Raw genomic sequence first — 13,595 nt, 5'->3', positions numbered from 1 at the left:
GATGTCAGGAGGGTGCGCCGTGCTGGGAAGAACCTACGAGCGGGAGAACTGCTCTGCTGCCCGCGCGCTCGAGGTGGTGGGCGAACGATGGAGCCTGCTCATCATCAGGGACGCGATGTTCGGGGGCGCTCGCCGGTTCACGGACTTCGAGCGATCGCTCGGAATCGCCTCGAACGTGCTGGCGGCTCGACTCGAGCTGTTCACCGAGAACGGCCTCATGGAGAGCAGGCGCGCAGCCGACGGCGCCGAAGTCCGTGAGTACGTGCTGACGGCGCGAGCCCGCGATCTCGAACCGGTCATTCTCGCGCTGAGCGCGTGGGGCGACACGTGGGCCGCACCGAACGGCGCCCCGATCGTCTACCGGCACCGCCGCTGCGAGAGCCCGGTACACCTGGACCTGCGGTGCGACACGTGCGGCGACTCGCTTCCTCCGGGGGAGATCGTCGCCGTGCCCGGCCCTGGCCTGCAGTGATGAACGACCCGGCCGCCAGACCAGGATCGATGGGGCGGCCGGCGACGACCGGTCACGCAGGAGCAGCACCTTCGGCGAGGGCCTCCGCCGCGGCTCGCGCTCGCGCAGCGGGTGCCGCCCTCCCGGCCGACGACTCGGGCATGCCCTTCCCGTCCTCGGCCAGCCGACGCAGGCTGTCCCTCACGAAGAAGACCCACGCATTCGAGCACACGTCGTAGCACTCGAGGCCCGGCACCAATCCCCGTTGCGTGAACGTCAGGCGGGTTCCATCGCCATCCGGTACGACGTCGAACTCGATCCGGTCGCCGACCCACTCGCTCTGGTCCTCGACGAAGGCGAAGAAGTTGTCGACGACGAGCCAGGTGATGCGTCGGTCGGGCTCGACGTCCGTGATCCGCATCCGCGTGCGGTGGAGCCCGGCGACCTCGAATCCGAACTCGTCGCCCACCGCCGAGGTCGGGCCCTCGATCGCCTCATTCCACCACCCCCGAGCGTCGAGGACAGCGCGGAAGACGTCCTCGGGCGGTCGCTTGATGGTGATGGAGGTGCTGAAGTCGTTCATTCCCGGAAGCCTCTCGTCGGTGGTGCTTGCATGATGCAAGCAACGCTAGCCAGCCCGTCCGATTAGTGCAACCAATTTGTTGCACTTTCTCGCGTCGGCTGCCGCGCTGCATCCGCGTCCTCCGCTCGGCGTCGGCGGCACGTCCTAGGCTGGCGGCGAAAGGAGGGCGCGATGCAGCACCCGCAACTCGGTCGGTACCCCGCAGCCCGACACGTGATCGCCCAGGTGAGCGATACGCACCTCCTGCGCGGCGGCGCGCCGCTCGGCGGTGTCGCGGACACGGTCCTGGCGCTTGCGCAGGTCTCCGCGCAGCTCGAGCGGCTCGGCGGCCGGGTCGATGCGATCGTCGTCACCGGCGATGTCGCCGACCTGGGGGAGCCCGATGCGTACCGTCTCGCGCGTTCCGCGCTCGAGCCCCTCGCCGACCGCATGGGCTCCCGACTCGTCTGGGTGATGGGCAATCACGACGAGCGCGCCGCGTTCCGCAGCGAGTTGCTCGGCGAGCCCGCGAGCGACGCACCGGTGCACCGCGTCGTCGAGGTCGACGGCCTCCGCATCATCGCGCTCGACTCCACGGTGCCCGACTACCATCACGGCGAACTCGACGACGCCGCGCTCGACTGGCTCGCGGCGGCCCTCGATGAGCCCGCCGAGCACGGCACCGTCATCGCGCTGCACCACGCACCCATCGCCACGCCGCTCGCGCTCATGGACGTGCTCGAACTCCGCGGGCAGGACCGCCTCGCCGACGTCGTGCGCGGCCGCGACGTTCGGGTCATCCTCGGCGGGCACCTGCACTATGCGACCAACGGCACCTTCGCCGGGATCCCCGTCTCCGTCGCCGGAGCAACCGCATACACGATGGATCTCTCGGCGTCGCCGCGCGATCTCGTCGGTGTCGACGGCGGCCGCAGCTTCTCGCTCGTGCACCTCTACCCCGACGGCGTCGTGACGTCGGTCGTGCCGGTCGGGCCGTACCCGCCGGTCACGACGCTCGATGAGGCCTTCCTCGACGAGATCGAGTCGTTGTCGCCCGACGCGCGTCTCGAGCGCTTCTCGCGCAAGCTCGGCACGGTGTGACCCGCGACTGCGGGCGCGCCGTGTGCCGCGCCGGCCGTTCCGGGCGCAAGCTGGAGTCGTGAACCTCGACCAGCTGCTCGACGACTACCTGTCGCATGTGGCGATCGAGCGCGGCTACTCGCCGCACACCGTCGCCGCCTATCGGAGCGACCTCGTCGAGCTCATCGCCTACACCGAGGCACGTGGGTCGACGGATGCCGCGGCGATCGACCTGCCGCTCCTGCGCGACTGGCTCTGGGCGGCCACCGAGCGCGGCCTCGCCAGGACGAGCATCGCGCGGCGCGCGGCATCCGCTCGGGGATTCACCGCCTGGCTGACCCGCCGCGGTCTGCTCGGCGCCGATCCCGGCATGCGCCTCAAGGCGCCGCGGGCTCAGCGCACCCTGCCCCGCGTCGTCACCGAGCAGGCCGTCACCGACGCGCTCGCGGCGCTGTCGGCCCGGGCCGCCGGAGGTTCGCCCACTGAAGTGAGGGACCTCGCGATCATCGAGCTGCTCTATGCCTCGGCCCTCCGCGTCTCGGAGCTCGTGGGCCTCGATCTCGACGACGTCGACCGGCGCCGACGCATCGTGCGCGTGCTCGGCAAGGGGTCCAAGGAGCGGATGGTTCCCTACGGGGCTCCTGCGGCCCGTGCGATCGACCGGTATCTCGACGAATCACGCCCGAAGCTCATTGCGAACGCGAGCGAGAAAGTTGTGAGCTCGAAGGTCGCGAGCGCACCAGCTGCTACGAATGCAGTCTTCCTCGGCTCTCGAGGAGGTCGCATGGGGGTGCGCAGCGTCTACGGGCTCGTCGCCGCCATCCTCGCCGAGATCCCGGGCACGGGCCCGAGCGGTCCGCACGCCTTCCGTCACACCGCGGCGACGCACTTGCTCGACGGTGGCGCCGACCTGCGCGCCGTGCAGGAGTTCCTGGGGCACGCGAGCCTCGGCACGACGCAGATCTATACCCACGTCTCATCGGAGCGTCTGAAGCAGAGCTACCGCACGGCGCATCCGCGCGCCTGACTCACGCCGGCGGCAGCAGCACCGCCCGCGGCAGGCCGCCGAGGAAGAGGAACGGCGACACGTACTCGCCGTCGACCCGCACGCCGAAGTGCACGCAGCCCGAATCGCAGTGGCCACCGGTCGCGACGGAGCCGATCGCGTCGCCGGCCGTCACCGGGGTGCCCGCCTCGACGACCCCCGCGACCGGCTCGACCGCGCTGACGACGCCGTGGCCGTGGTCGATCGCGACGACCGGGCGTCCGGCGACCATGCCGCTGAAGCTGACTACCCCTGGAGCGGGTGCCACCACGGGGGCGCCGGCCGCCGCAGCGACGTCGATACCGCGATGACCGGCCGTGTACGGCGTCGGCGGGGCGCGGAAGGGTGCCAGGATGCGGATCGGCGCGGCCACCGGCCACCGCCACGGTTCCGCCGGCGGTTCCGATGCATCGCGGGGAGATGAGACGTCGAGCCTCCCGGTCTCGGGCATCGCGACCGACGATGGCCCCTCCGCTGCAGATGCCGGCGAGCCCGTCGCAACGAGCGCGAGCACGACGATCGCGGGTATGGACGAGGCGAGACGAGCCGCGCGTCGGCGTCGTGCTGTTCGAGCGTTCATGATCCGATGATCGGCTCGTACGAGGCATCCGCTCGCGCCGAGGCCGGGTGCGTGGACGCACCGGCGTCGACCGCGGTTGGGGAGGGGGAGTGCCGATGGTAGAGTATCGGGAGCACCCCGGTCTTCCGGGGTGACTACGCGCGCCATTTCGGCCAACGACTCCACTCAGTCCAGTTCTCTGCCTCACCGCAGAAACCGGCGGAGCCGTGCCGGGCGCCAGGGCTCCAGCCGCCGGCCGGAGCGACAACTGAGAACAAAGGAGTACGGCTCATGGCCGTCGTCACCATTCGCCAGCTGCTCGACAGCGGCGTTCACTTCGGGCACCAGACCCGCCGTTGGAACCCGAAGATGAAGCGCTTCATCCTCACGGAGCGTTCGGGCAGCTACATCATCGACCTGCAGCAGTCGCTCGCCTACATCGACAAGACGTACGACTTCGTGCGCGAGACCGTCGCCCACGGCGGCACCATCCTCTTCGTCGGCACCAAGAAGCAGGCGCAGAACGCGATCGCCGAGCAGGCGACCCGCGTCGGCCAGCCCTACGTGAACCAGCGCTGGCTCGGTGGCCTCCTCACCAACTTCCAGACGGTCTCCAAGCGCCTCGCGCGCATGAAGGAGCTCGAGGAGCTCGACTTCGAAGGCACCACGAGTGGCTTCACGAAGAAGGAACTCCTCATCAAGAAGCGCGAGCTCGACAAGCTGCACAAGTCGCTCGGCGGTATCCGCAACCTGACGAAGACGCCGTCGGCGCTCTGGGTTGTCGACACCAAGAAGGAGCACCTCGCGATCGACGAGGCCAAGAAGCTCGGCATCCCCGTCATCGGCATCCTCGACACCAACTGCGACCCCGACGAGGTCCAGTACCCGATTCCGGGCAACGACGACGCGATCCGTTCCGTGAGCCTGCTCACCCGCATCGTCGCCGACGCTGCTGCCGAGGGCCTCATCGAGCGCCACCAGAAGCCCGAGGCCGAAGGCAACGTCTCCGCCGTCGAGCCGCTCGCCGAGTGGGAGCAGGAGCTCCTCCAGGCCGGTTCCGAGACCACCCCGGAGCAGGCTTCGGCCGAGACCGAGGCTGTAGCCGAGACCGTCGAAGAGGCCGAGGCCGAAGCGGCTGAGGTCGTCGACGAAGCCGCGACCGAGGTCGCCGCGACCGAGACCGCTGCAGACGTCGAAGGCGCGGAGGCTGCTGAAGCCGCCGAGTCCAAGTAAGACCACGAGTTCAGGAGACTTACGAGATATGGCCAACTTCACTCTCGAAGACGTCAAGAACCTGCGCGAGCGCCTCGGCACCGGCATGGTCGACACCAAGAACGCCCTCGTCGAAGCCGATGGCGACATGGAGAAGGCGGTCGAGATCCTCCGCCTGAAGGGCGCGAAGGGCAATGCCAAGCGCGCCGACCGTTCCACCTCCGAGGGCCTCGTGGCTGCCGTCGACAACGGCGACGGCACCGCGACCATCATCGAGCTCGCCTGCGAGACCGACTTCGTCGCCAAGGGCGACAAGTTCGTCGGCCTCGCCGACCGCGTGCTCGCTGCAGTCGCAGCTGCCCGCGCCGAGGACCTCGACGCCGCACTCGCCGCTCCGGCCGACGGCAAGACCGTCGCGACCGTGATCGACGAAGAGGCTGCGATCCTCGGCGAGAAGGTGGAGCTTCGTCGCGTCCGCCTCGTCAAGGGCGAGCAGTTCTCGATCTACCTGCACAAGACGTCGAAGGACCTCCCGCCGCAGGTCGGCGTCGTGCTCGGCTACGCCGGTGCCGACGCTGAGACCGCCCGCTCGGTCGCTCAGCACATCTCGTTCGCCGCTCCCGAGTACCTCACTCGTGAAGACGTGCCCGCCGAGGCGGTCGACAAGGAGCGCGCGATCGTCGAGCAGATCACCCGCGAGGAGGGCAAGCCCGAGGCCGCCCTCCCGAAGATCGTCGAGGGTCGCATCGGCGCCTTCTTCAAGCAGGTCGCACTGCTCGAGCAGGACTACGCGAAGGACAACAAGCTGTCCGTCGCGAAGGTGCTCTCGGACGCAGGCCTCACGGTGAGCGACTTCGCTCGCTTCAAGGTCGGCGCGTAAGTGCCCCGAAGGAGTCCGGATCGTTCGCGATCCGGACTCCTTTGCTGTGTCCGGATCGATTCCGGATGCCTGGCGGGTCGTGCCCGTCGAACACGCCCGAGTCCCGGCACTGCGCCGGGCTCGGCGAACCAGTAGCTTTGACCCCAGAGGGGAAGGATCGGTCGGGATGACGGAACGCAAGCGCAGGGTTCTGCTGAAACTCTCGGGGGAGGCGTTCGGCGCCGGTGCCCTCGGGGTGAACCCCGATGTGATCAGTGCGCTCGCACGCGAGATCGCCGACGCCGCTCGAACGGTCGAGATCGCGATCGTCGTCGGCGGCGGCAACTTCTTCCGCGGCGCCGAGCTCTCCCAGCGCGGCATGGACCGCGGCCGGGCCGACTACATGGGCATGCTCGGCACCGTGATGAACGCCCTCGCCCTCCAGGACTTCCTCGAGCAGGCGGGCGCCGAGACGCGCGTGCAGTCCGCGATCTCGATGACGCAGGTCGCGGAGCCGTACATCCCGCGTCGTGCCGAGCGGCACCTCGAGAAGGGCCGGGTCGTCATCTTCGGTGCCGGCGCCGGTCTGCCCTACTTCTCGACCGACACGGTCGCCGCGCAGCGCGCGCTCGAGATCGACGCCGAGGTCGTGCTCGTCGCGAAGAACGGGGTCGACGGCGTCTACTCCGACGATCCGCGTACCAATCCCGACGCGCACAAGATCGACCGCATCAGCTACCAGGAGGCCCTGCAGCGCGGGCTCAAGGTCGTCGACTCGACGGCGTTCAGCCTCTGCATGGACAACGGCATGCCCATGCAGGTCTTCGGCATGTCGCCGCACGGCAACGTCACCGCGGCGATCCTCGGCGCCGAACTCGGCACGATCGTCAGCAACGGCGAGCCCGCCACCAGTCGATAGACTGTCCCGAGTAGCGAACCAGAAGGAGCCCCCGTGATCGCGGACGTACTTTCCGATGCCACCACACGCATGCAGAAGGCCGTGGAGGTCGCCAAAGACGACTTCTCGAGCGTTCGCACCGGTCGGGCGAACCCCCAGCTCTTCCAGAAGATCATGGTGAGCTACTACGGCACCCCGACGCCGCTCGCGCAGCTCGCATCGATGCAGAACCCCGAAGCGCGAACCCTCGTGGTCACGCCCTACGACAAGGGTGCGCTGAAGGACATCGAGCAGGCCATCCGCGACACGCCGAACCTCGGGGCGAATCCCTCGAACGACGGCAACATCATCCGTGTCACGCTGCCCGAGCTCACTGAGGAGCGTCGCCGCGAGTTCGTCAAGATCGTGCGCGGCAAGGCCGAAGACGCGCGCGTGTCGGTGCGCAACATCCGCCGCAAGGCGAAGGACGACCTCGACGCGCTCAAGGGCGACGTCGGAGACGACGAGGTTTCGCGCGCGGAGAAGGAACTCGAGCAGATCACCAAGTCCAACGTGGACGCGATCGACGACGCCCTGAAGCGCAAGGAAGCCGAACTCCTCGAGGTCTGAGGCACACGATGTCGGGCGTCCCAGAAGAGGATCAGTCGGACGCCGGGGGAGCAGAACGAACCTCGCGCGAGGAGTTCCGAGCGCAAGTGCACGCCCGGAAGGCCGACCTGGAACGGCAGTTCGAGGTCGGCAGGGCCCAGTTCGACCAGGCCCAGGAGAAGATCAAGGCTCGCACGGGCCGCAACCTGATCCTCGCGACGCTCATCGGGCTCGGGTTCGGCGCCGTGCTGCTCCTCAGCCTCCTCGTCATCAAAGAGCTGTTCATGCTCTTCGCGGTGGTCATCGCCGCGTTCGCGAGCTACGAACTCGCGCAGGCCCTCCGCAAGGGCGGCTATCACGTTCCGCGCATCCCGACCGTCGTCGTCGCGGTGGCGGCCGTGCCGCTCGCGTACTACGGGGGCGCCGGCGGGCAGCTGATCGCGGTGCTCGGCGGCATCCTCATCGTCTCGCTCTGGCGACTCGGCGAGCAGGCCGTGCCGACACTGCGCCGCTCGGGCCGCGAATTCGGCCGCGATCTCGCGGCAGGCGCCTTCGTGCAGGGCTACGTGACCTTCCTCGCGACCTTCGCAGTGGTGCTGACCGCGGCAGAGGGCGGCGAGCTGTGGACGCTCGCGTTCATCGCAGTGGCCGTCGCGGCCGACACCGGTGCCTACGCGTTCGGCCTCATGCTCGGCAAGCACAAGATGGCGCCGATCATCAGCCCGAAGAAGACCTGGGAGGGCTTCGCGGGCGGCGCCGGGGTCAGCCTTGTCGCGGGTGTGCTGCTCTCGACCCTCATGCTCGGCAACACCTGGTGGTTCGGCCTGATCTTCGGGGCGGCGATCTTCCTCACCGCGACCCTCGGCGACCTCGTCGAGTCCCTGATCAAGCGTGACATCGGCATCAAGGACATGAGCTCGTGGCTCCCGGGGCACGGCGGCTTCCTCGATCGCCTCGACTCGATCCTTCCCTCCGCGGCCGTCGCGTTCGTGGCATTCCGGATCTTCGGGTGACCGTTTCCGCGCCGACCCTCGGTGATAATGGAGCGGTGGACTCCACCTTCCCTCGCGCTCGCAAGCCCAAGCTCGGATACAACACGGCTCAGGTCGAATCGTTCCTGCAGGTGGCGCGGCGTGCGTACGACGGCACCGCTCGCCCCGACGACGAGCCGCTGACTTCGGATCGCATCCGGTTGACGGCCTTCGCGATGCAGAAGGGCGGCTACTCCACGACCCATGTCGATCAGGCCCTCGAGCGGCTGGAAGACGCCTTCGCCGCCCAGGAGCGCCAGGTGGCCGCTCGCCTGCACGGCGGGGAGGCGTGGCTCACCGAGGCGCGCGCGACGGCACAGGTCGTCTCCAACCGCCTGGCGCGCCCCGAGGGCCACCGGTTCGATCGCGTCGCGCCGCTCGTGCGCGGGTACAGTACTCGCGACGTCGACCGCTTCGCGGACAAGCTCACGAGGTACTTCAGCGACGGCTGGCCGATCTCGATCGACGACGTGCGCGGCGTCGTCTTCAAGACCCAGCGCGGCGGCTATCGCGAGGCCCAGGTCGACCTGCTGCTCGACGCGGTCGTCGACGTGATGCTCGCGGTTCGCTGACGTGCGCGTCGAGTTGGAATCTCTGCTCGCTCTTTCGATACACTCGTCGAATCGTGGGTAGACATGCGGGAAGTGACGAGGCCGGGCAGCCGCGTCCTGAGACGATCGCAACCCCGTCGCCCGTCGATTCCTCGCCGTTCGTCCGACCGGCGCCGACGGTCGGAGCGGCGGCCGCCAGAGCCCCTCGCGTCGGCCGCGTCAAGCAGGCCGTGACCGTCGTGTTCGCCTTCGCGGCATCCGTCAGCTTCCTCCTCGTGAACGTCGTCGACCCGTTCTCGGGGGCGATCGCATCGTCGAATCTCGCGAGCGCCGGCGCAGGCGACCGATTCGGCGGTGAGGCGGTGCAGGCGATCGAGGTCGCCGGCGAGTACTCGATCGACGTCGGCCACGAGAGCTACGACGTCGAGAAGAAGCCCGAGGTCAAGCTCGCCCCCGCTTCGACGAGCCAGGGGAGCGGGTGGGCTCCTCCTGCGGTGACTCCCGACCCCGGTTCGGCCCAGGCGTACGCTGCGGGCGCGGTCGCCGCTCGCGGATGGCCGTCGAGCGAGTTCGACTGCCTCGTGGCCCTCTGGAGCAAGGAATCCGGATGGCGCGTGAACGCGTACAACGCCGGAAGCGGCGCGTACGGCATTCCGCAGGCGCTGCCCGGCTCGAAGATGGCGACCGCCGGTGCCGATTGGGAGACCAATGCGGCGACCCAGATCGAGTGGGGGCTCGGCTACGTCTCCGGGCGCTACGGCACGCCCTGCGGCGCGTGGGCGCACTCGCAGGACGTCGGCTGGTACTGATCACTCCCGGGTCGCGGTGGGGAGCGGATCCCGCGCCGCGCGCAGCCTAGACTGGATTCCATGGCGCGTTCGAACCGATCCCGGAGTCGGGCGGCTCGAGCCCGCGAGGAGCATCCCGAGCTCGATGTCGAACGACTCACCTCGGGATGGCGACGCACCGAGGTGCGCGGCGGTCGCGAGTGGAACGTCCAGCCCGTCTCGGAGGCGCAGGCCGCGAAGGCGTATCTCTGCCCGGGCTGCGGGCAGGATGTCGCGCCGGGCGTGGCGCATCTCGTGGCCTGGCGCGCCGACGGCGTCCTCGGCGACGCGGCCGACCTGGCCTCGCGCCGTCATTGGCACACCCACTGCTGGAGGATTGGCGCAGCATGAGCGACACGTCCATCGAGATCCGCGCGAGCGTCGAGCTGCCCGCTCGTCGCGAGGAGATCGAACTGCACACGGCCGACGGCCTGACCCTCGTCGGCGAACTCGCGACGCCGCTCGATCGGCCGCCCGTCGCGACGCTCGTCACGCTGCATCCGCTGCCGACCGCCGGCGGCTTCATGGACTCGCACATCATCAGGAAGGCAGCGGCCCGGCTGCCGGCGCTCGCCGATCTCGCGGTACTGCGCTTCAACACGCGCGGCACGGTCTCGCCACGCGGCACGAGTGAGGGCTCCTTCGGCGAGGGCGTGGCAGAGCGAGCGGATGTCGCGGCGGCGATGTCGTTCGTGACGGAGCGCGCACTGCCGCACCCGTGGCTCGTCGGCTGGTCCTTCGGCACGGAGCTCGCGCTGAAGTACGGACTCGACCACGGCATCGACGGGGCGATCCTGCTCTCGCCGCCGCTGCACCGCACAAGTGCTGCGGAGCTCGCCCGGTGGCAGCACGCCGCGCCCGAACTGGTCGCACTGATTCCGGAGTTCGACGACTACCTGCGACCGGCCGAGGCCGCCGAGCGGTTCGCGAGCGTGCCGAAGGTCACGCGCATCGACGTGACGGGCGGCAAGCACCTGTGGGTGGGGGAGTCCCAGACCCGCCGGGTGCTCGACGAGATCGTCGGAGTGGTCAACCCCGCAGCCCTGCCGCTGCCGACGGTGTGGCCCGCAGACCCGAGCTGAACCGAGCGGACTGAAGAGCGGATCGAGCTGCGCCAGCGCCCGACGGATGGATTGCGCCCGGCTCAGCGCTCGTTCTGATGCGGGACGACGACCTGCTTGATGATGAGCAGGATGGCCGCGGCGACCGGGATCGCGACGAGTGCGCCGAGCACGCCGCCGAGCGATCCGCCCGCGAGCGCCGCGATGACCACGAGCGCGCCGGGCACCTTCACGGCGCGGTTCATGATGCGCGGGCTCAGCACGTATGCCTCGACCTGCATGTAGATCACGTAGTAGATCGCTGCCACGAAGGCCGTCAGCGGCGAACCGAGCCCGGGGATCAGGCAGACGAGCACGATGAGCACCGAGCCGCTCAGCGTTCCGACGAGCGGCACGAGCGAGAACAGGAAGGCGAGGAAGGCGAGCACCGCCGGGAACGGGGCCTGGATGATCGAGAGGAACACGAAGCTCGCGACACCGTTGACCGCGGCGAGCGAGACCTGGCCGAGCACGTAGCGGCCGACCGACTGGGTGATCTGCTCGGTCAGGTCGGCGAACCGCTCGCGCTTCGAGGCCGGCACGAGCTGGTACGTGGCGCGCTTCATGGTGTTCAGGGACGACACGAAGTAGAGCGTCAGGATGAAGACGATCACGACGCCGAACACTCCGGCACCGATCGCCACGGCGACCTGCAGCACTCCGCCGGCGAGCTCGCTGAGCTTGTCGGGATTGGTGAAGAAGTCGGTGAGGCCGGTCGTGACCTGATCGCTGATCTCGTCGACCGGGACCTGCGGGAACTGCTCCTCGAGGTACTCGATCCAGTCCTGAGAGCTCGACTGGTCGATGATCCGCGGGATCTCCTCGACGAGCTGGCTCACCTGGTCGACGATGATCGGCACGACGGCGACCACGAGGGCGGCGACGAGCAGTCCAACGCCGCTCATGACGATCAGGATCGCCGCCCAACGAGGAAGCCCTCGGCGCTCGAGCCAGCTGGTTGCCGGATCGAGGCCGAGGGCCAGGAAGAGTGCGATGCCGACGTAGGCGATGATCGTCGACAGCGTCGCGATGGAGCTGAGGATGAGCAGGCCGACACCCACGCCGAGGGTGCCGACCAGCCCGATGCGGAACGCGTTCTGGATCTTCATGGAACGGTCCGCCGCCTCTGCTCGAACTACTTGGTCTTCGCCGCGATCTGCTCCGCCTGCGTGAGCACGCCGCGGAGGCTCTCGAAGTAGCCGGCGACGGCGTCGCGCTCGATCTTGATCTGCGAGAGTCGGTCCTCGGCGTCGGCGACGAGCGCGCGGGTGCGCTCCTCGGCGTCGGCGATGAGCTTGCGGGCCTGCTCGTGCGCGGCCGCGATGCGGTCGCGCGCCTCGTCGTCGGCCTTGTCGCGAACGACCGCGATGTCGGACCGGACCTCGGTCTCGAGACGGTCGGCCTCTGCGCGGCTCTCGGCCGTGCGTGCGACGGCCTCGGCGAGCTCGGCGTTGGCGTCCTCGAGGAACTTCTGGGTCTGCGCGACCGCCTCCTGGTGGGCGGCGAGCAGTTCCTGCTCCGCTTCGTCACGCTTCGTCGACAACTCGGATTCGAGGTCGAGGTGCGCCTTCTCGATCTCGCGACGCATGCGGTTGACCTCGTGCGTGGTCTTCTTGCGCATGGCGGTGAGCTGGTTGTCGAGATCGATGCGGCCCTGCTCGGACTCCGCGTCGAAGTCGGCGCGCGCCTGCTCCTGCTCGAGGGCGAGGTCGGCTCGCATCTGCTCGAGATCGGCGGCGTGCTTGGCCCGGATGCGCTCGAGTTCGTGCTGGAGCTTGAGGCGAGCCGCCTCGGCTTCGCGCTCGAGGTCGACCTTCGCCTGCTCGCGCTGCTGGACCAGTTCGACCCGGCTGCCTTCGAGCTCGCGGTCGAGGTCGCTGCGAGCCTGTTCGAGCTCGTGCACGAGTGCTGCGCGGCGCTCGGCGATCTCGGCGTCGATGGCGGCGCGAGCCTCGGCGGATTCGCGCTCGAGGTCGAGGCGCGACTGCTCGGTCTCGGCGGCGAGGTCGATGCGGGCCTGCTCGCTCTCGCGAGCGAGTTCGGCGCGGGCACGGTCGAGCTCGATGGCGACCTCTGCGCGAGTCTGCTCGGTCTCCTGAGTGAGGCCGGCAGCGGTGGCGCGAGCTTCGGTGGCCTCCGCGTTGGCCGCCAGGAGGATCTCGGCGGACTTGCGCTCGGCGGACGCGATCATCGCCGCGGATTCGCGCTTGGCGCTCGTGCGGATCTCCGCGGTCTCGGTGGCGACTGCGCCACGGATCGCTGCCGCGTCGCGCGCAGCATCCTGACGGAGCTGTTCGCTCGCCTCGTGGGAGCGCGAGACCATGTCGTCGGCCTCGGAACGAGCGTTCTCGAGGATGCGGTTGGCCTGTGCGCGAGCCTCGGTGAGCGTGCGCTCGGCGAGTTCGTGCGCGTCGGAGCGCATGAGGTGCGCCTCGTCTTCAGCCGCGCGACGGAGCTTCTCCGCGTCGATGTCGGCCTGGGCGATGAGGCGAGTGGACTGCTCCTCCGCGACGCGGAGGGTGTTCTCGAGCTTGGTGCCGAGACCGGAGAACGTGGGGCTGCCGACCTCTTCGAGTTCGGCCGTCAGCTCCTCGATGCGAGCGAGGAGGCGCTTGTTCTCCTTGACGCTGTCGGTGCTCTGGTTGTTCGCGGCGATGATGTCGCGACGCAGGCCGTTGATCGCCTTGTCGACCTCGTCCTTGTCATATCCGCGGAACACTTGCGTGAACTCGGTCTCTTCGACGGCCATTCTTCCTCCGGGCTCTGTCCCGCGTTCGTGGGGGCGCATGCGGGATGGTGTGTCCGATTGTACGGGGTTGCGCGAGGCGCCCG

Annotated in this window: 16 protein-coding genes; 12 read left to right on the top strand and 4 right to left on the bottom strand. The window is 69.1% G+C overall.

What is annotated here, in order from left to right; all coding sequences use genetic code 11:
• Positions 1-19 precede the first annotated feature (19 nt).
• Positions 20-472 carry a winged helix-turn-helix transcriptional regulator gene (locus tag ASD23_RS09105; RefSeq protein ID WP_056009553.1) on the top strand — a complete coding sequence of 151 codons (453 nt, stop codon included), beginning with the start codon at positions 20-22 and terminating at the stop codon, positions 470-472.
• A gap of 52 nt (positions 473-524) precedes the next feature.
• Here the strand turns inward: ASD23_RS09105 and ASD23_RS09100 are convergent, their stop codons facing one another.
• Positions 525-1,034, bottom strand: a complete 510-nt coding sequence (locus ASD23_RS09100) for an SRPBCC family protein (protein ID WP_056009551.1) — start codon at positions 1,032-1,034, stop codon at positions 525-527.
• Positions 1,035-1,205: 171 nt separating this feature from the next.
• Here ASD23_RS09100 and ASD23_RS09095 point away from each other — a divergent pair, with 171 nt between their 5' ends.
• Positions 1,206-2,114 (top strand): metallophosphoesterase, encoded by a 909-nt coding sequence (locus ASD23_RS09095; protein WP_056009549.1) that lies wholly within the window; start codon positions 1,206-1,208, stop codon positions 2,112-2,114.
• A 58-nt stretch (positions 2,115-2,172) separates the two neighbouring features.
• Complete coding sequence (locus ASD23_RS09090) at positions 2,173-3,120, top strand: tyrosine recombinase XerC (RefSeq protein WP_056009547.1); 948 nt, start codon at positions 2,173-2,175, stop codon at positions 3,118-3,120.
• Between the two features lies 1 nt (position 3,121).
• Here the strand turns inward: ASD23_RS09090 and ASD23_RS18585 are convergent, their stop codons facing one another.
• Complete coding sequence (locus ASD23_RS18585; RefSeq protein WP_162248738.1) at positions 3,122-3,718, bottom strand: M23 family metallopeptidase; 597 nt, start codon at positions 3,716-3,718, stop codon at positions 3,122-3,124.
• Between the two features lie 270 nt (positions 3,719-3,988).
• Here ASD23_RS18585 and rpsB point away from each other — a divergent pair, with 270 nt between their 5' ends.
• The 9 genes from rpsB to ASD23_RS09035 all read left to right on the top strand — a co-directional run bounded on the left by rpsB (position 3,989) and on the right by ASD23_RS09035 (position 10,745).
• On the top strand, positions 3,989-4,930 hold the full coding sequence (gene rpsB, locus ASD23_RS09075; RefSeq protein ID WP_056009541.1) for a 30S ribosomal protein S2: 942 nt from the start codon (positions 3,989-3,991) through the stop codon (positions 4,928-4,930).
• A gap of 28 nt (positions 4,931-4,958) precedes the next feature.
• On the top strand, positions 4,959-5,789 hold the full coding sequence (tsf, locus tag ASD23_RS09070; RefSeq protein WP_056009539.1) for a translation elongation factor Ts: 831 nt from the start codon (positions 4,959-4,961) through the stop codon (positions 5,787-5,789).
• A gap of 166 nt (positions 5,790-5,955) precedes the next feature.
• Positions 5,956-6,687, top strand: a complete 732-nt coding sequence (gene pyrH, locus ASD23_RS09065; RefSeq protein WP_056009537.1) for a UMP kinase — start codon at positions 5,956-5,958, stop codon at positions 6,685-6,687.
• A 33-nt stretch (positions 6,688-6,720) separates the two neighbouring features.
• Positions 6,721-7,275 (top strand): ribosome recycling factor, encoded by a 555-nt coding sequence (frr, locus tag ASD23_RS09060; RefSeq protein WP_056009535.1) that lies wholly within the window; start codon positions 6,721-6,723, stop codon positions 7,273-7,275.
• 86 nt (positions 7,276-7,361) lie between these two features.
• The gene (locus ASD23_RS09055) at positions 7,362-8,267 is read left to right on the top strand and encodes a phosphatidate cytidylyltransferase (protein ID WP_235507691.1); all 906 of its coding nucleotides are present in this window, start codon (positions 7,362-7,364) and stop codon (positions 8,265-8,267) included.
• A gap of 35 nt (positions 8,268-8,302) precedes the next feature.
• On the top strand, positions 8,303-8,857 hold the full coding sequence (locus tag ASD23_RS09050) for a DivIVA domain-containing protein (protein WP_056009533.1): 555 nt from the start codon (positions 8,303-8,305) through the stop codon (positions 8,855-8,857).
• Positions 8,858-9,066: 209 nt separating this feature from the next.
• Complete coding sequence (locus ASD23_RS18580) at positions 9,067-9,645, top strand: lytic transglycosylase domain-containing protein (RefSeq protein ID WP_235507690.1); 579 nt, start codon at positions 9,067-9,069, stop codon at positions 9,643-9,645.
• Positions 9,646-9,705: 60 nt separating this feature from the next.
• On the top strand, positions 9,706-10,014 hold the full coding sequence (locus ASD23_RS09040; RefSeq protein WP_056009531.1) for a hypothetical protein: 309 nt from the start codon (positions 9,706-9,708) through the stop codon (positions 10,012-10,014).
• Complete coding sequence (locus ASD23_RS09035) at positions 10,011-10,745, top strand: alpha/beta hydrolase (RefSeq protein WP_056009529.1); 735 nt, start codon at positions 10,011-10,013, stop codon at positions 10,743-10,745. The genes ASD23_RS09040 and ASD23_RS09035 overlap by 4 nt, the downstream gene beginning before the upstream one ends.
• Positions 10,746-10,807: 62 nt before the next feature.
• Here ASD23_RS09035 and ASD23_RS09030 read toward each other — a convergent pair whose 3' ends face one another.
• Positions 10,808-11,872, bottom strand: coding sequence for an AI-2E family transporter (locus ASD23_RS09030; RefSeq protein ID WP_056009527.1), 1,065 nt, complete (start codon positions 11,870-11,872; stop codon positions 10,808-10,810).
• A gap of 26 nt (positions 11,873-11,898) precedes the next feature.
• Complete coding sequence (locus ASD23_RS09025) at positions 11,899-13,512, bottom strand: DivIVA domain-containing protein (RefSeq protein ID WP_056009525.1); 1,614 nt, start codon at positions 13,510-13,512, stop codon at positions 11,899-11,901.
• Positions 13,513-13,595 lie beyond the last annotated feature (83 nt).

The sequence above is a fragment of the Agromyces sp. Root1464 genome, from assembly GCF_001427265.1.
In the GTDB taxonomy this organism is placed as follows: Bacteria; Actinomycetota; Actinomycetes; order Actinomycetales; family Microbacteriaceae; genus Agromyces; species Agromyces fucosus.
This window is presented reverse-complemented; position numbering and strand designations above follow the sequence as displayed.